The organism is Micromonospora sp. SYSU B005, from assembly GCF_055362685.1.
Genome location: NZ_JAXCFU010000008.1, coordinates 125,847 through 141,990 on the forward strand (window position 1 = coordinate 125,847; position 16,144 = coordinate 141,990).

The following is a 16,144-nucleotide window of genomic DNA, read 5'->3' on the forward strand; positions in this document are numbered from 1 at the left end:
CGATCGACACGCCGCTGTCAGCGCAGCTCCGTCGCCCCGCAGGACCCGTCGTGACCATCCCGGTGTCCGCAGCGCCCACCGCCGGGCAGCCGCACGTCGCACCAGACCCGGTACCGCAGGTGCTGCGCGTCCTCCTCGCTGAGCGTCGTCTCACCGAAGTCGACGGCATCCAGATGCCCGAGCGACCGGGCGAGCGCAGCGGCCAGCTCGACGGCGGCGTCCCGGCTGGTCAGCGTGGTCGGCAGGTGGACGATCCAGCGCGGCTCAGTCATCGTGGCCGCGTCGCCGGCAGCCGTTGTGGCGGGACTGCCACTGCCGCAGCGCCTGGCGGACCCGCTCCGACTCGGTGCGCGCCGTGGTCAGCTCCCGGTGCAGGCGGTCCATCTCGTCGGCGACCCGGCACAGGTAGTCGTGCACCTGCGCCGGGTCCAGGCCACGCCAGCGGGTGTCGAAGACAGCGCTGCGTACCTGGTACGCCTGCATCCGATCCCCGGTCACGTAGATCACCACGCCACCGTCCCGGCCGCCACGGCCTCGTCGGGCAGCCCGGCCGCGGCGAGCGTCGCCCTCCCCCACCGGGCCAGCCGGCAGGGGTACGGGACGCGCTCGCTGCGGCACAGCGGCCCCTGCGGCCAGTGCTCGGGCACGTGTACGCGCACGGCCAGCGCGGCGACGAGCAGGTCCTCGTCGGTGACCGGGGTGAGGACGGGGAAGTCGGCGAGTACGGCGGACATCGGCAAACGCCTCCGGATCGGATCTCGTGGAGTGGCGCCGGGGCGGGCGGGGTCGACGGAAGCCGCGATCGGGGGACACGGTGCCGCCGGAGCCCGGCACCCGCCCCGGGCCATGCGCCGACCCTCAGTCCTTATCGGCAGAAGGCGCATGCCCTGATGATCGTGGCCGCAATGCATGTACCGCATACCCTCGGTCACCATTCCGAGACATGCCGCGATATGCACAGCGCGTATACCGGCCCGTTCCGGACCGGGTTGAATGGCTAGGCTCGACTTCGGACACAGGTTCTCCGCGAACGGCGAGGTTGCCGGTGACACCTGCGAACTGCCCCCGCTGCGGCGGGCGCCTGGCGCGTGACAACGACACGGGACGCTGCGCGCCCTGCCAGGCCGCCGAACGCGACCGCCTCAGCACGCCGCCCGCCGTACCCGACTCGTTCTGGGACCATGAACCGGTACGGACGGCGTTGGCCCGGCGGCATCTCGGGCAGGTGATCCGGGCGTACCGCCACCACCCGTACCACGGTCGGAACCCGTTGCCGCAGAGCGTCGTCGCGGGGTGGCTGGGGATCACGCAGGCGCAGTTGAGCCGGATCGAGAACGGCCCCGCCCTGGTGCATCTCGACCGGCTGGCGCACTGGGCGACCGTGCTCCGCATCCCGCCGGGATCTCTCTGGTTCGCAGTCGGCGCTGTGGCCGACGAGGTCCGCACAACACCAGACCTGGGCCGGCGAACCCTTCTGGCCGGCATCGCCGCGGTGTCGGCAGGAGCCGGACTGGTCGGGGTCGGTGAGCAGCCCCGGCCCCGGCGTATCGGCAGTGCGGACGTCTCTCGGCTGAACGCGGTCCTGGAGCTCTACCGGTCGGTCGACTACGAATGCGGTGGCGGCCTGCTCTATCGGGAGGTCGCGCGGTTCGCGGAGTCGGTGTACCGCATGCTCGACTGGTCGCACGGCCCCGGGCTGACACCCCGCTTGGTCGCGGCGGTCGCGGCGGCACGTCAACTGGCCGGCTGGACCGCGCTGGACGCCGGCCGGCACACGGACGCTCAGCGGCATTTCGCCGCCGGCGAGCGGGCCGCAATGTCCGCTGACGATGCCCCGCTGGCGGCCCTGATCCGCTACTCGCAGGCCAAGCAGCTACAGCACCTTCGGCACAACCAGGATGCTCTGGCCGCGCTGAGGCTGGCCCACTCAGAGCTGGGATCACGGGCGACCCCGGCGGTGACGGCGCTGCTCTGGGGCGCGGAGGCCGCTTCGACAGCCGCACTCGGCGACCACCGAAGCGCGCTGACCCTCCTCGGTCGCGCGAGTGATCAGTTCGAGCGTGTGGATCCCGAACGCGAGCCGACCTGGATGGCCTTCTACGACCGTGGCGAACTGCTAGCCCAGTACGGCCGCGTGTACCGCGACATGGCCCGGCAGGCCGGAACGCACGCGGCACAGGCGGTGCGGAGCGTCGAAGAGGCGATCGTCGCCTTCGGCCCGGCGAACGTCCGCAGCATGGTCCTGAACGAGGTCGGCTTGTGCAGCGCGCTCTTCCTCACCGATGAGCCCGAGCGGGCGGTCGCTGTCGGCACGCGCGTGATCGAGCAGTCGCGTGCGCTGAGTTCCAGTCGAGTGGTTGATCGAGTACTCAACCTGCGGCGCGATCTCGGACGGCACCGCCACCTTCCCGTCGTTGCCGAATTCGAACGGACACTCACCGCACGAGCTGCGGCCACGGCATGAGCGGACGGTTCTCGGAAGAAGCGATGACCCGCGCCATGCGGGAGATCGCCGGCGGCCTCGACGTGCCGGCCGACGACGCTCAGCTCCTGCGGCTGACCAACAACGCCGTGTTCGCGTTGCCGGCATCCGGGCTTGTCATCCGCATCGCGCGGACGTACCGGCTCCGGGACCGGGTGACGAAGGTCGTTCAGCTGGCGCGATGGTTCGCCGAGCTGGACGCGCCCACGATCCGGCTGGCGCCTGGCGTGAAGCAGCCAGTGGCGGTCGGTGACTTGGTTGCCTCGGTGTGGACTTACGTGCCACCCGCCGCGCCTACCCCGACGGTCGATGACCTCGGCTCGGCGCTGCGGCGGTTTCATGCGCTCAAACCCCCGCCCTTCCCGCTAGCCGCCTGGGATCCGATCGGGGATGCGCGTCGACGCCTGGCGGATGCCGACGGCTTGAGCGCAGAGGACCACGACTACTTGATGACGTGGTGCGACCGCTTGGAGCCGCAGGTCGCTGATCTCAACCAACGCGTGGAGCAGTCGCTCATCCACGGGGACGCACACGTCGGCAACCTGCTCCGGGATGCATCGGGCGGCACCCTGCTCTGCGACTTCGACGCCACTTGTCGTGGGCCTTGGCAGGTGGACCTGGCAGCGGTCGCTGTGGGCGAGGCCCGCTTCGGGAAGAGCGGGGCGCATCGGGCGCTCGCCGAGGCGTACGGGTACGACGTGATGTCCGACCGCAACTGGCCGCTTCTGCGGGAAGCCCGCGAACTCAAAATGATCGCTGCCGCCACTCCGCTTCTCGCGAGTTCGGCGAGCGTCGCGACCGAATTTGCCAAGCGATTGCAGTCAGTTTCCCAAGGCGACCACGGTCTACGTTGGAAGCCATTCGCCGATCTCGCCTGAGAGCCTCTCGGCGAGCGACTGCCGCCCGATGGGCAACGCGTCGACCTTCATCTTGAGGTGTCGATGATCCGACAGGCCATAGGACAAAGCTCCTGACACCTATCGCACCGGCTTCCGCCCGGCGTTCATCGCGATTAGCTTGCCACCGTGGGGGATCTTGAAAAGGGCATCTACGAACACCTGATCACGGAGAAGCTGGCGACGCAGCTCAGGCATGTCGATAGCGCCCTCGTCCGGGACGCGAAGCTGGATGCCGCCGACGCGCATGATGTCCTGGCTCGGCACATCGCGGGCCTCGCGCGCCGGGCGCTCCTCGGCGTCGGCGGCGGGGAGAACAAGCTGGCCCGGCAGGTCGACCTGGCGAACCGCATCGCCGCGCACATCGCTCAGGCCGAGCCCCGCGCCGTCACCGCCGACGACCAGGTGGCGGACGCCCAGCGTCTGCTGCACGCCATCGCCGCACCGCCCACCCCGCCGGCCGCACCGGTCTTCCCGATCCGCCCCTCGACACCGCTTTCCACCGGCGCGCTCCTGGTCAACGGCCGGCACCAGCCGCGCATCGGCCATGAGGTCAGCCACGAGATGGCGTCGGCGGACGAGGTGGACCTCCTCTGCGCCTTCATCAAGTGGCACGGTCTGCGCATCATCGAGCCCGCGATCACCGATCTGGTCGCCCGAGGCGGCCGGGTACGGGTCATCACGACCACGTACATGGGCGCCACCGATCAGCGGGCGCTCGATCGGCTCGCCGAGTTGGGTGCCGACATCAAGGTGTCCTACGAGACGCGGACCACCCGCCTGCACGCCAAGGCGTGGCTGTTCCGGCGGCACAACGGCACCACCACCGCGTACGTCGGTTCGTCGAACCTCTCCAAGGCCGCGCTCGTCGACGGCGTGGAGTGGAACGTCCGCATCTCGAATCTGGAGCAGCCGCACGTCATCGACACGTTCGAGGCGACGTTCGCGGACTACTGGAACGACTCGGCGTTTGAGACCTACGACCCGGCAACCGATGCCGAGCGCCTACGTGTCGCACTGCGCGGGGAACGCGCCGACGACGCCCCGACCGAGATCGCGAACCTGGACGTGCGGCCGTTCCCGTACCAGCAGGAGGTTCTTGACGACCTCGACGCCGAGCGTCTGGTCCACGGACGCTGGCGCAACCTGGTGGTGATGGCCACCGGTACCGGCAAGACGGTGATAGCGGCGCTCGACTACCGCCGGCTCCGGCGTGCGGGCCACGTCGACTCGCTGCTCTTCGTCGCGCATCAGGAGCAGATCCTGCGGCAGAGCCGGTCGGTGTTCCGCCAGGTCATGGGCGACGGAACCTTCGGCGAGACGCTTGTGGGTGGCGATCGGCCGCATGGGTGGAAGCACGTCTTCGCCTCGATCCAGTCGCTGCGCCGGCAGGAGATCGACCCCGGGGCGTACGACATGGTGATCGTCGACGAGTTCCACCACGCCGAGGCGGCCACGTACACGGCGTTGCTGGAGCGGCTTCGGCCGCGCGTACTCCTGGGTCTGACCGCGACCCCCGAGCGGAGCGACGGCCGCGACGTGCGCCGGTGGTTCGACGGCCGCGCGTCGGTGGAGTTGCACCTGTGGGAGGCCCTTGAACGGCAGTTGCTGGCGCCGTTTCAGTATTTCGGCCTGCACGACGACGTGGACCTGACACGGGTGCGGTGGAAGCGCGGGCAGGGGTACGACAAGGGCGAGCTGGACGGCGTCTACACCGGCAACGACGCTCGGGCACGGCTCATCCTGCACGCGGTCCGCCGCATCGCTGATGTCGGACGGATGCGCGCGCTCGGCTTCTGCGTGAGCATCGGCCACGCCGAGTTCATGGCCCACTTCTTCACCCGGCACGGTGTGCCGTCGGCGGCCGTGACATCGCAGGTCAACCGGCCAGAGCAGCACGTGCTGATCGACCGCTTCCGCAAGCGCGAGCTGAAGGTGCTCTTCACCGTCGACCTGTTCAACGAGGGCGTCGACCTGCCGATGGTCGACACCATCCTCATGCTGCGCCCCACCGAAAGCGCCACGATCTTCCTCCAGCAACTGGGCCGAGGTCTGCGGCTGGACGACGACAAGCCGTGCCTGACGGTGCTCGACTTCATCGGCGGCCAGCACGCGAACTTCCGGTTCGACATGCGCTGGCGTGCCCTCGCCGGGGTCAGCCGGCGGGCGGTCGAAGCCGCAGTCCGGGACGACTTCCCCTCGCTACCAAGCGGCTGCCACATCGAACTGGACCGGGTGGCGAAGGAGATCGTGCTCGCCAACCTCAAGTCGGCGCTGCCGACGTCGAAAAACGCGCTGGTGGCCGAGCTGCGGCAGCTCGGTGACGTGAGCCTGTCCGACTTCCTGCGCGAGACCGGCCTGGAAATCGAGGACGTCTACCGATCGGCGAGCATCGGTGGCTGGGCTGGGCTGCGGCGCCTCGCCGGTCTCGACCCGGCCGAAGGCGGCCCGGACGACCGTGACCTGAGCCGAGCCATCGGCCGGATGCTCCACACCGACGATGTCGATCGGCTGGACCTGATCGCTCAGCTCGCCGCAGGCCAGCGCCCCACCGCCGGGCGGCTGCTCGACATGCTGCACTTCAGCCTGTGGGGGCCGTCGGTGCCGCTGACCGAACGCGACGCCCGGCTCAAGCGGCTGTGGGCAGAACCGGCGCGCTGCGCCGAACTGCGGCAGGTAGTTGACGTGCTGCGTGACCGCATCCATCGGGTCACCGAGCCACCTACCCCGGGCCGGGTACCGCTGCGGGTACACGCCCGCTACAGCCGCAACGAGGCGTGCGCGGCCTTCGGCATGACCAACCCGGGCTCGCTGCGCGAGGGCGTGAAGTGGCTGCCCGACGAGCGCGCGGATCTGTTCTTCGTCACGCTCGTCAAGTCCGAGGAGCACTACTCGCCCACCACCATGTACGCCGACCGCGCTATCACGGACAGGCTGTTCCAGTGGGAGTCGCAGAGCACCACGTCATCGGGCTCGGCCACCGGGCAGCGGTACGTCAACCACGTCGTGCAGGGCTCGACGGTGCACCTGTTCGTCCGCGAGACCAAAATCGCCGACCGTGACCTGGGCGCACCGCCGTACCTGTACGCGGGTCCGATGACGTACCGGGAGCACAGCGGCGACCGGCCCATGCGGATCCTCTGGGAACTGCGGCAGCCGCTTCCCGCCGACATGTACGCCGCCGCGCGGGCGATAGCCGCCTGAGCTAGGAGGCTTCCGTCCGCTTGCCAAGTCAGGCGAACGGACGAGAGGCGTCGGCCTGCTCACGACGTCGGGCTGGCAGCACCCGAGACAACAGCACCGCCACCCCACCCGCGATCACCCCGACCATCGTGCCGGTGACCAGGCTCGACATCACCGTCGCGCCTCGCAACAACGCCTCCCGCGCCTCCGGCTCCAGCCCGGCCAGCCCTGGCGCGTCCATCCCCAGGGACGAATCCCAGAACACCTGATGCCCGGCCGCCAGGAACGCCCCGTACAGCGCCCCGACCACGACGAGCGTCAGGAACGGGCGCGGCGGCCGCCGCCAGAGCACGGCGACCACCCAGCACAGCGGCGGCACGACCGCCAGCAGCGCGGCCACGATCGTGCCCTCCGGCACCACGCCCAGGTCGTGCAGCGCCACGCGCGGGGCGGCCAGCGCGGCCAGCGCGACCAACGCCGGCCAGGGGAACCCGAGGGTACGGCGACCCGCGCTCATCGCGTCACCTCCGGCGAGGCCGAAGCCGACGTCGGTGCGGGAGCCGACACCGAGCCCGGCGCGGTCGAGCGCACGAACTTCAGCAGCGCGACGAACGCCAGGACGGCCGTCACCGCACCTCCGGCGAGGCGCACCCAGTGGCCGGCGACGAACTCGGCGGCGACCTGACGCAGGTACTCGGCGGAGTGCGTCCCGGGCGGGTCGACGAACATGATCTCGTTGCGCGGCCAGAAGAAGACGGCGGAGAACAGGAACTCGCAGACGACGAAGACGGCGGTGGCACCGGCGACCCACCAGCGCAGCCGACGGTCGCGCCAGGTGAGCAGCGTGGCGGCGACGCTGCTGAGGATCACCGACGCGCCGAGCGGCGGGAAGTAGTCGTGCGGGCCGCCGTGGACGAGGAACTCCCGGGCCCGGTCGAGCGAGGCGGGCGCGTCGTTGAAGATGTTCGGGTAGAGCATGACTGTCTCGGCGGCGACCCCGCCGAACGACATCATCGACGCCCAAACCATGATAATAAGGGCGAGCCAGGTCAGTCTTGTGCGTACCACGAGGGTTCTCCTCACGTTTCGGGGATGCCATCGACGCTAGGTCGGCAGTTCTCGACCGTCGTCCGCGTGGCCGCGCGACCGGGTGTCGCTTCTCGGCGTACGCCTCGGGGTCGTCCCTGACGCCTGCGGACGACAGCGGTGAGGGTCCGCGCGGACCTAGGCTCGAAGGCGTGCCCGACACCTCGCCCACCCGCGCCGACGTGCTGCTCGCGGCGGCCACGCTCGGCCTGGTCGTGGTGGCCGTGGCGGCCGACCAGCAGTCGCCCGGCGGCGCGGCGCTCGCGGTCGTGGTCGGCGCGGTGCTCGGCGGGCTGGTGCTGTGCGCGAGGCGGTGGCCGCTGCCGGCGCTGGTCGCGACGGCGGTCGTGATCCTCGGGTACTACGCGCTGGACCTGCCGCCCGTCGGGGTGGCCGCCCCTGCCGCCGCCGTCCTCTACCGGGTGTCCGAGCGCGGGCGTGTCGTCCCGGCCACCGTGGTCGCCGGGAGCCTGCTGGCCGTGTCGGTGGTCGCCCGGCTGGCCGAGGGGGACGACATCGCGGTGGTCGTCGGTACGGAACTCGGCTCCGAGGCGGCGTTGCTGCTCGCCGTCATCGCCCTGGGCGACGCGGTACGCAACCGGCGGTCGCTGCGGGCGGCCCTGGTCCGGCAGGCGGTCGCCGCAGACGAGGAGCGGCACCGGGAGGCAGCCCGTCAGGTCGAGGCGGAACGGCTGCGTATCGCCCGGGAGGTGCACGACACGCTCGGGCACACCATGTCGGTGATCACGTTGCAGTCGGCAGTCGCCCGGGAGGCGCTCGCCGACAGCGATCCGGCGCAGGCGGAGGACGCGCTCGCAGCAATCCGGTCGGTGAGCGGCAGCGCGATGGCGGAGTTGCGGGCGACGCTCGGCACGCTGCGCCGCGAGCCCGGGCCGCGGGAACCGGTCCCCGGCTTCGACCAGCTCCCGGCGCTCGTGGACGGCGTACGCCGGGGTGGACTGGCGGTCGACCTTCGGATCGAGGGTCCGGTGGACACGCTGCCGGCGGTGGTGGGCAGCACCGTCTACCGGGTCGTGCAGGAGGCGCTGACGAACGTCCTGCGGCATGCCGAGGCCACCCGGGTCACCGTGACGGTCCGCGCCACGCCCGGCCGGCTCGCGCTGGAGGTGGTGGACGACGGTCGCGGCGGTCCGCCCGCCGGGGACGGGACGGGCCAGGGCCTGCGCGGCATGGCCGAACGGGTAGCCCTGCTCGGCGGCACCGTCGAAACCGGCACCGTCCAAACCGGCGGCACCGGTGCGGGCGGCACCGCCGGTTTCCGGGTCTCGGTCCACCTGCCACTGACGGGAGTCGCCGCGTGAACCCGATCCGCGTCGTCCTCGTCGACGACCAGCACCTGGTCCGCACCGGTCTGCGCGCGCTGCTCGACCGCGCGCCGGACATCGAGGTGGTGGGCGAGGCCGGCGACGGCGGCAGCGGCCTCTCCGTGGTACGGGAGCAGCGGCCCGACATCGTGTTGATGGACGTCCGGATGCCCGGCGGGGACGGCCTGGCGGCGACCCGGCGGATCCTGACCGACCCGACGCTGGCCGGCGTGCAGGTGGTCATGCTCACCACGTTCGACGACGACGAGTACCTGTTCGAGGCGATCCGTGCCGGGGCCGCCGGTTTCCTGCTCAAGGACACCCCGCCCGACGCGCTGCGGGACGCGGTCCGGACCGTGGCTGGTGGCGACGCGCTGCTCTCCCCCGCCGTCACCCGGCGGGTGCTGGCCGCGGCGGCCCGTTCACCGGTGGCCGATCCGGGGCGGCTGGCCGGACTGACCGCCCGGGAACGGGACGTGCTGGCGCAGGTGGGCGCCGGACGGTCCAACACCGAGATCGGGCAGGCGTTGTTCCTCAGCCCGGACACCGCCCGCACCTACGTGAGCCGGCTGCTCCAGAAGCTGAACGCCCGCGACCGGGCGCAGCTCGTCGTCATCGCATACGAGAGCGGGCTGGTCCGCCCCGGCGAGGGCTGAGCCGCGCCGGGGCGGGTCACAGTCAGGCCGACGCCGCGTCCGCCGGTTCGGGTGCCGCGTGCCGGCCGCCGCCGTTGCGTCGTTCGTCGCCGTGCCCCGGCCACCACGCCTTATGGCCGATCAGCCCGGTCAGCGCCGGTACGAAGAACATCGACATGACGAACGCGGACAGCACGATCCCGATCGCCACCGCGAAGCCCATCTGCTGGAGGAACGAGATCGGCGCGAGCATCAGCACCCCGAACGTGCCGGCCAGGATCAGCCCTGCGGCGGCGACTGTCGGGCCGGCGTGTTCCACTCCGATCGCGGCGGCCTGGTGCGGTTCGTGGCCCTCGCGCGCCTCCTCCCGGAGCCGGGCGATCATCAGGATGTTGTAGTCGGTGCCGATCGCCACCACGAACAGATAGAGGATGATCGGCAGCTGGAACGTCACGCCCGGGTTGCCCTGGAGTCCCTGGAACACGTAGACGGTGGCGCCGAGCGTGGCGGCGAAGTTGAGGAGCACCGCGATCACCAGGTAGACCGGCGCGACGAGGCTGCGCAGCAGCAGCGCCAGGATGATCGCGATCAGGAGTGCGGCGACCGGCAGGATCACCGACAGGTCCCTGTTGTTCGCCGAGTTGATGTCCGCGAAGATCGCCGTGGTGCCGCCGACGAGTGCCTTGGTGCCCGGCGGAGCCGCCTCGTGCACCGCCTTTCGCAGGTCGTCGCGCACGAGCGTGATCGCCTCGTTGGACATCGGGTTCTCGTCGAGCAGCAGGTTGATCCGGACGACGCTCGGGTCGGTGGCGCTGCGCTCCGGCGGCTGCGCCTGCCCGACGCCCGGAGCGCGTGCCGACGCGGCGGCGAAGTCGTTCACCTGCTGCTCGGTGAGCCGGGTGCCGTTGCCGGTGGTCAGGTAGACCTCGGTGGGCGCGAGCGCCCCGGCGGCGAAGCCGCGCTGGAGGTCCTGGGCCGCCCGCGCCGACTCGGTGTCCTGCGGGAAGCCGGCCCCGAAGTCGTAGTCGGCCTTGTAGCCGAGCACCCCGGCGGCGAGCGCCACGAGCAGTGCGCCGGAGGCCGCTGCCACGATCGCCGGGCGGCGTCCGACGACCGCGCCGAGCCGCCGGGACAGGGTCGCCTTGGGCTGGCGCTGCCACGCCTTCGACGGCCAGAACACCCACCGGCCGAGCAGCGACACGAGCGCCGGGATCAGGGTCAGCGAGGTGACGAGCATGACGCCGACGGCGATGGCGAGCGCCGGACCGAGCGAACCGAAGAAGCCGAGCGAGGCGAGCAGCAGCACCAGGAACGCCACGATGACCGCACCGGCGGCGGACGTGATGACCTCGCCGACCCGCTGCACCGAGACGACCATCGCGGTGCGCTTGTCGTCGCCGGCGCGCAGCCGCTCGCGGTAGCGGAACAGCAGGAACAGGATGTAGTCGGTGCCGATGCCGAAGAGCACGATCAGCAGGATGGTCTGCAGGTCCTGGCTGACGTTGAGGTCGAACGCCTTGCCGGCGGCCGCGACCAGCCCGGTGGTGACGGACATGACGACGCTGATGACCACCACCGGCAGCAGCGCGGCGATCGGGCTGCGGAAGATGATCAGGATCAGCCCGATGATGAGGACGATGGTGGCGACGCCGACGACGGCGAACGCGTCGTTGAACGTGTCCTCGTTGTCGACGAAGCTCGCCACGTCCCCGGCCACCCCGGCGGTCAGGCCGCTGCCGGACAGGTCCGGCCCGAGGGCGGCGCGCAGGTCGCGTACCGCGTCGAGCAGGCCCGGGTCGTCGGGGCTGTCGGCGTCGAGACCGACGGTGACCACCTGCACCGACTTGTCCGGCGCGACGGCCTGCGGGCCGGTGAGGTAGCCGGAGGTCTGCGGGATGTTCCGGGCCTTGAGCGCGGTGGCGAGCTGCCCCACGCGCGCCTCGTCGGCCGGGGTAAGCGGCTTGCCGTCGCTGCGCTTGACCACGACTGTGGCGGTGGCGGTGGCGGCCTGCGGGAACGACTTCGCGCCCAACTCGGTGGCCTGCACCGACTCGTAGGAACGCGGCAGGAAGCTCTCCTGGTCCGCGGAGGTGATGTCGCTCAGCGAAGGACTGGCGGCGATGATCGCGATCGCGGCGACGACCCAGCCGCCGATCACCCACCAGGCCTTGCCCACGACGAATCTGCCCAGGCGCTCGAACATCGTTTCCCCCGTGTGTTCGGCTGTGTCGCACGCGATCCTACGCTGCGTGAGCAATCCCTTTCGGACGGCTCGCGGACTTTCGTCGATGATCCGGGCGGCCGAGCCGGTCTCCGTCCCGCCGGGCGACTACGGCAGCGACGCCGCCGCCTATTCCTGGGTGGCGACAGTGCGGGTGACGTACCGGAGATCCGGGGCGCGGTGGGCGAGTTGATCCACTGGCCGGTCTGCGCGATCTGGCTGCTCGGCGCGGTGCCCGGCCTGCTGATCGTCGCGGACACGGCGCGGCGACGACGCGCGTCCCGCCCGGCGGTCCTTACCGCCGCCGGAAACACATAGAGGCAGAAGCGATATGCCTCAGAGTCATGATTATGACTCTGAGGCATATCGCTCTCGACGGCATACGTCTTAAGCGAGGCTGGACCACCGAGCCCAGGCGCTCGACGACGGCTGGCGTCACCGCGACGGCTGCCCCGTCGGCGGCGGGCGCGACGAAAACCGGGCGGCGGAAGTGTCGGATGCGGCTCGTAGCCTGAGGCGGTCAACGACGACCACGGGAGGCGACGTGCTCGACCACTTCTCCGTAGCGGTGCGCGACCTGGCGGCCAGCGGCGCCTTCTACGACACGGTGCTGGCCCCGCTGGGCGGGCGGCGGCTGATGGAGCCCGGCCCGATCGGCTACGGCGTCGACGCGCCCGACTTCTGGGTGGAGCCCGCGCCGTCCGGCGCCACGCCGGTGCCCGTGCACATCGCGTTCACCGCGGCCGACCGCGCGACGGTGCGGGCGTTCCACGACGCGGCGGTGGCAGCGGGCGCGGAGGTCCTGCACGCGCCGAAGGAGTGGCCGGAATACCACGCCGGCTACTACGGCGCGTTCGTCCGCGACCCGGACGGCAACAACGTCGAGGCGGTCTGCCACCGCCCGGAGTGAGTCCGTTGTGCCGGCGAGGCAGGATGGACCGGTGGAGATCGAGCCGGTCGAGCACGCTCCGGTACGCGCCATCCGCCGGGCCTGGCTGGCGCAGCGCTGGCACGACCTGACGTTCCTGCACTGGGCGGTCCCGCCGGAGCGGGTGGTGCCGCTGCTGCCCGCAGGCACCCGGCCGGACACGTTCGAGGGGCTCACCTACGTCGGGCTGATCGGCTTCCGGATGGTCGGGCTGGGGCTCGGGCGAGGTCCGGGCGTGCCCTACTTCGGCACCTTCTGGGAGACGAACGTCCGGCTCTACTCCGTCGACGGCTCGGGGCGGCGCGCTGTCGTGTTCCGCTCGCTCGACGCGTCCCGGCTGGTGCCCGTGCTGGTGGCGCAGATGAGCCTGCGCCTGCCGTACAAGTGGTCGGCGATGCGGCTGGACCGCTCCGGTGACACGCTCACCTACCGATGCCGCCGCCGCTGGCCCGGTCCGTCCGGCGCGACCAGCCGGATGACGCTGCGTGTCGGCGCGCCGATCGCCGAGCCGACGCCGCTGGAACACTTCCTCACCGCGCGCTGGGGCCTGCACACCCGCGCGTACGGCAGCACCCGGCACGTGCCGAACTGGCATCCGCAGTGGCCGCTGCACCACGCCGAACTGCTCGACCTGGACGACGAACTGGTCACCGCCGGCGGCCTGCCCGCACCGGACGGGCCGCCGGTGAGCGTGCTCTACTCCCCCGGCGTACCTGTCGTCTTCGGCAGCCCCACGTCGGTCGGGTGACGGCCGGCCGACACGCGGGGCGCACCGATCAGAGTCAGCGCAACGGGTCGTGGGTGCCGTGCGGCACGTCGGGACGGCATCGGCGTACCCGGTCGGCGGCCATCCGACCGCCCACCGCCAGCCCGTACCGCTCCACCGCGGCCAGCCCGTACGCGCTGCACGTGGGCGTGTAGCGACAGGTCGCCGGCCAGCGGTGCGACAGCCAGCGCCGGTAACCGAGGATGGCGGCCCGGCCGGCGCGATCCACGGCGGGCCGCCCGACGACGCCCGCGGTCACCGAACCGAGGGTGAGCAGCATCGAGAAGAGGCCCAGGTCGCAGCAGCCCGGACCGTCACAGGTGGGCACGTCGCAGTTGCACCAGTCCCGGCTCTTCTTTTTCTTGTGGTGCCGCTTCCGGAAGATCACCACGCCATGATGCGACACGCTCGCCAGTGTCGATGAGGCGACCGGATCGGGTCCGGTGTGATCGGGTCGGCGGTCGGCCGGGAACCTAGCGTCGAAGGCGTCACCAGGAAGGAACATCGGGTGCTGGATCGGCTCAACGCCGCGCTGGACCACCTCGAACAGCGGCTCGACCAGCCGCTCGACGTGGCCGCGCTGGCCCGGATCGCGGGCGTGTCGGAACACCACTTCGGCCGGCTGTTCTCGGCGCTGGCCGGGCTGCCGCTGTCGGAGTACGTGCGCCGTCGCCGGATGACGCTGGCGGGCGCCGACGTGCTCGCCGGCCGGGAGTCGCTGCTCGACGTGGCGGTCCGCTGGGGGTACGGCTCGAACGAGGCGTTCGCCCGCGCGTTCCGGGCCGTGCACGGCGTCGGGCCGACGCAGGCCCGGCAGGCCGGTGCGGTGCTGCGGTCCCAGCCCCGGCTGTCCTTCCGGCTCGTCGTCGAAGGGAACACCAGCATGGACTACCGGATCGTGACCAAGGACGCCTTCCGGCTCGCCGGGTTGACGGCGCGGGTGCCGCTCGTGCACGAGGGGATGAACCCGCACATCGTGGCGTTCGTCAGGGGCATCGACCCGGTCACCGTCCGCCGCATCGAGGCGCTGTCCGACCAGGAGCCGCGCGGGATCGTCAACGTCAGCGCCGAGCTGGCCGGTGCCCGCGACGAGGGCGCCGAGCTGGACTACTGGTACGCGGCGGTGACCGGCGCGGACGTGCCGGACGACCTGCGCAGCCTGCCGGTCGAGGCCGGCGACTGGGCGGTGTTCTCCAGTTCCGGGGCGTTCCCGGTGGCGGTGCAGCACCTGTGGCGGGCGGTGTTCACGTCGTGGTTCCCGTCCAACCCGTACGAGACCAGGCCGGGGCCGGAGATCTCCCGGGTCCGGGTCGCCGAGAACGGTGGCACCGCCGACGCGGAGCTGTGGATCCCGGTGCGCCGGGTCTAGAGGCACGCCACCGCCGCCGCTCGCGCCAGCGCGGCCGGCACGTCGTGTACGTGGTACGGGTGCTCGCTCGGCTCGATCGCGGCGAGGAACATCGCGTACACGGCGGCCAGCCGCAGCGGCGCGACCGGCCGGAGCAGGTCGACGGCCCGGTGCGGGTCGCTGCCGGGCACGTCGGCCCGCCACCGCCGCGCCCACGCGTCGACCAGCCGGGCGGCGGCGTCCGCGTCGACGTCCTCGGTGAGGCGCAGAATGTCCAAGGCGGGGTGGCCGACGAACGAGTCCGCCCAGTCGATCACCGTCCGGCGCCGGTCGTCGCCGCGCACGTTGCCGGGGTGCAGGTCGCCGTGCACGAGCGTGTCGGGCAGGCCGCAGTCGCCGACCTGCCGCAACCGCCGATCGAGCCCGTCGAGCAGACCGGCGGCGGCCGACACGTCGTGCCCGTCGGGCAGACCGGCGGCGGCCGACACGTCGTGCCCGGCGAGCCGTTCCCGGATCCAGCCCGCGAGCCCCGCCCCGCGCAGGTCGGGCACCCCGGCCGCGACCAGTTCGTCGACGACCCCGCACGCCCGCAGTTGCACCGAGTGATGCTCCGCCGCGACGGCGGCCCGCTCCCGTTCCCCGGCCCCGTACCGGTCCTCCCCCGGCACGTCCGCCAGCAGCATCCGCCCCTCCCGATCGGCGGCGAGCACCACCGGCCCGTTGACCAAGGAGTTCGTGTCACCAGGGAGATCGACACCGACACCAACTCCTTGATCACCGGGGAAGGCCAGGACCATGGGCTCGTGGCGGGAGAACGGGGGGAGCTGCTTCAGCCACGCCGGCCCCTGGGTGGTGTCCAGGCGCCAGATGGCGGAGAGGTTCCAGGTGCGCTGCTGCGCCACCGCCGTCACCCGGCGGCCGAGCCGGCTCAGCTCGCCGGTCGCCCATGCGACGCTGCGGGCCGGACCGCCGGCGTCCGCCCACGGCTGGCGCAGCGGGTGCGGCGCCAGGTCCACGGTCGCCGGTTCCAGGGGTACGGCGGGCGCGTCGACTGCTTGCGCCAGGTAGCGGACGTGGCCGCCGGGAGGCGCGGGACGGTCGGCGTCGAGCAGCCGCAGCACCGCGACCTCCAGCCCGTGGCTCTGCCGGACCGTGTCGACGATCGAGTGGACCTCCTGCCACCACGGCTCCGGTACGCCGAACGGCGGCAGCGCGCCGAGCGGGCGGCCGGCGGCGTCGAGCAGGACCAGCGTGACGGTGCGGGACACGGCCGG

At 71.8% G+C, this 16,144-nt stretch carries 17 protein-coding genes; 9 read left to right on the forward strand and 8 right to left on the reverse strand.

Translation table 11 applies throughout. From position 1 onward, the window contains the following. Positions 1 to 17 precede the first annotated feature (17 nt). From SM452_RS19530 to SM452_RS19540, 3 genes are read right to left on the reverse strand one after another with little or no spacing between them, the layout of a single operon-like run. Positions 18 to 272, reverse strand: coding sequence for a hypothetical protein (locus SM452_RS19530; RefSeq protein WP_355507270.1), 255 nt, complete (start codon positions 270 to 272; stop codon positions 18 to 20). After that, complete coding sequence (locus SM452_RS19535) at positions 265 to 483, reverse strand: DivIVA domain-containing protein (RefSeq protein WP_402810342.1); 219 nt, start codon at positions 481 to 483, stop codon at positions 265 to 267. The genes SM452_RS19530 and SM452_RS19535 overlap by 8 nt, the downstream gene beginning before the upstream one ends. 20 nt (positions 484 to 503) lie before the next feature. Continuing rightward, on the reverse strand, positions 504 to 734 hold the full coding sequence (locus SM452_RS19540) for a hypothetical protein (RefSeq protein WP_402810129.1): 231 nt from the start codon (positions 732 to 734) through the stop codon (positions 504 to 506). A 311-nt stretch (positions 735 to 1,045) separates the two neighbouring features. On the opposite strand from SM452_RS19540, the gene SM452_RS19545 reads away from it, so the two are divergent. The 3 genes from SM452_RS19545 (at position 1,046) to SM452_RS19555 (ending at position 6,582) form a co-directional block, all read left to right on the forward strand. Continuing rightward, positions 1,046 to 2,464 carry a helix-turn-helix domain-containing protein gene (locus SM452_RS19545; RefSeq protein ID WP_463840439.1) on the forward strand — a complete coding sequence of 473 codons (1,419 nt, stop codon included), beginning with the start codon at positions 1,046 to 1,048 and terminating at the stop codon, positions 2,462 to 2,464. Then, entirely contained in the window at positions 2,461 to 3,360 is a 900-nt protein-coding gene (locus SM452_RS19550) for a phosphotransferase (RefSeq protein ID WP_463840440.1), read from the forward strand. The genes SM452_RS19545 and SM452_RS19550 overlap by 4 nt, the downstream gene beginning before the upstream one ends. Positions 3,361 to 3,507: 147 nt before the next feature. Beyond that, the gene (locus SM452_RS19555; RefSeq protein ID WP_463840441.1) at positions 3,508 to 6,582 is read left to right on the forward strand and encodes a DEAD/DEAH box helicase; all 3,075 of its coding nucleotides are present in this window, start codon (positions 3,508 to 3,510) and stop codon (positions 6,580 to 6,582) included. Between the two features lie 28 nt (positions 6,583 to 6,610). Here SM452_RS19555 and SM452_RS19560 read toward each other — a convergent pair whose 3' ends face one another. Both SM452_RS19560 and SM452_RS19565 read right to left on the reverse strand, forming a co-directional pair. Then, positions 6,611 to 7,078 (reverse strand): hypothetical protein, encoded by a 468-nt coding sequence (locus SM452_RS19560; RefSeq protein ID WP_262014929.1) that lies wholly within the window; start codon positions 7,076 to 7,078, stop codon positions 6,611 to 6,613. Further along, positions 7,075 to 7,575: an anthrone oxygenase family protein gene (locus tag SM452_RS19565; protein ID WP_262014930.1), complete on the reverse strand. Its 501-nt coding sequence runs from the start codon at positions 7,573 to 7,575 to the stop codon at positions 7,075 to 7,077. Before SM452_RS19565 ends, SM452_RS19560 begins: the two co-directional genes overlap by 4 nt. 224 nt (positions 7,576 to 7,799) lie before the next feature. Here SM452_RS19565 and SM452_RS19570 point away from each other — a divergent pair, with 224 nt between their 5' ends. Together SM452_RS19570 and SM452_RS19575 are read left to right on the forward strand one after the other, a co-directional pair. Further along, a complete protein-coding gene (locus SM452_RS19570; RefSeq protein ID WP_463840442.1) occupies positions 7,800 to 8,969 on the forward strand; it encodes a sensor histidine kinase in 1,170 nt (389 codons plus the stop codon). Continuing rightward, positions 8,966 to 9,628, forward strand: coding sequence for a response regulator (locus tag SM452_RS19575; RefSeq protein ID WP_463840443.1), 663 nt, complete (start codon positions 8,966 to 8,968; stop codon positions 9,626 to 9,628). Before SM452_RS19570 ends, SM452_RS19575 begins: the two co-directional genes overlap by 4 nt. Positions 9,629 to 9,650: 22 nt before the next feature. Here the strand turns inward: SM452_RS19575 and SM452_RS19580 are convergent, their stop codons facing one another. After that, positions 9,651 to 11,810 (reverse strand): MMPL family transporter, encoded by a 2,160-nt coding sequence (locus tag SM452_RS19580; RefSeq protein ID WP_463840444.1) that lies wholly within the window; start codon positions 11,808 to 11,810, stop codon positions 9,651 to 9,653. A gap of 198 nt (positions 11,811 to 12,008) precedes the next feature. Here SM452_RS19580 and SM452_RS19585 point away from each other — a divergent pair, with 198 nt between their 5' ends. From SM452_RS19585 to SM452_RS19595, 3 genes are all read left to right on the forward strand, one after another. Further along, entirely contained in the window at positions 12,009 to 12,146 is a 138-nt protein-coding gene (locus tag SM452_RS19585) for a hypothetical protein (RefSeq protein ID WP_355507251.1), read from the forward strand. 226 nt (positions 12,147 to 12,372) lie between these two features. Beyond that, positions 12,373 to 12,738, forward strand: a complete 366-nt coding sequence (locus SM452_RS19590; protein ID WP_355507249.1) for a VOC family protein — start codon at positions 12,373 to 12,375, stop codon at positions 12,736 to 12,738. A 31-nt stretch (positions 12,739 to 12,769) separates the two neighbouring features. Further along, positions 12,770 to 13,504: a YqjF family protein gene (locus SM452_RS19595; protein ID WP_463840445.1), complete on the forward strand. Its 735-nt coding sequence runs from the start codon at positions 12,770 to 12,772 to the stop codon at positions 13,502 to 13,504. Between the two features lie 34 nt (positions 13,505 to 13,538). Here SM452_RS19595 and yidD read toward each other — a convergent pair whose 3' ends face one another. Then, on the reverse strand, positions 13,539 to 13,910 hold the full coding sequence (gene yidD, locus SM452_RS19600; RefSeq protein ID WP_262014936.1) for a membrane protein insertion efficiency factor YidD: 372 nt from the start codon (positions 13,908 to 13,910) through the stop codon (positions 13,539 to 13,541). 120 nt (positions 13,911 to 14,030) lie between these two features. On the opposite strand from yidD, the gene SM452_RS19605 reads away from it, so the two are divergent. Then, on the forward strand, positions 14,031 to 14,891 hold the full coding sequence (locus SM452_RS19605) for an AraC family transcriptional regulator (RefSeq protein WP_463840446.1): 861 nt from the start codon (positions 14,031 to 14,033) through the stop codon (positions 14,889 to 14,891). Here the strand turns inward: SM452_RS19605 and SM452_RS19610 are convergent. Further along, positions 14,888 to 16,138 carry an aminoglycoside phosphotransferase family protein gene (locus tag SM452_RS19610; protein WP_463840447.1) on the reverse strand — a complete coding sequence of 417 codons (1,251 nt, stop codon included), beginning with the start codon at positions 16,136 to 16,138 and terminating at the stop codon, positions 14,888 to 14,890. The genes SM452_RS19605 and SM452_RS19610 overlap by 4 nt on opposite strands. Between the last annotated feature and the right edge of the window lie 6 nt (positions 16,139 to 16,144).

Bases quoted from the DNA above. Each gene is read 5' to 3' on its own strand.
- SM452_RS19530 (WP_355507270.1), bottom strand. From the start codon at position 272: ATGACTGAGCCGCGCTGGATCGTCCACCTGCCGACCACGCTGACCAGC.
- SM452_RS19535 (WP_402810342.1), bottom strand. From the start codon at position 483: ATGCAGGCGTACCAGGTACGCAGCGCTGTCTTCGACACCCGCTGGCGT.
- SM452_RS19540 (WP_402810129.1), bottom strand. From the start codon at position 734: ATGTCCGCCGTACTCGCCGACTTCCCCGTCCTCACCCCGGTCACCGAC.
- SM452_RS19550 (WP_463840440.1), top strand. From the start codon at position 2,461: ATGAGCGGACGGTTCTCGGAAGAAGCGATGACCCGCGCCATGCGGGAG.
- SM452_RS19560 (WP_262014929.1), bottom strand. From the start codon at position 7,078: ATGAGCGCGGGTCGCCGTACCCTCGGGTTCCCCTGGCCGGCGTTGGTC.
- SM452_RS19565 (WP_262014930.1), bottom strand. From the start codon at position 7,575: ATGATGTCGTTCGGCGGGGTCGCCGCCGAGACAGTCATGCTCTACCCG.
- SM452_RS19580 (WP_463840444.1), bottom strand. From the start codon at position 11,810: ATGTTCGAGCGCCTGGGCAGATTCGTCGTGGGCAAGGCCTGGTGGGTG.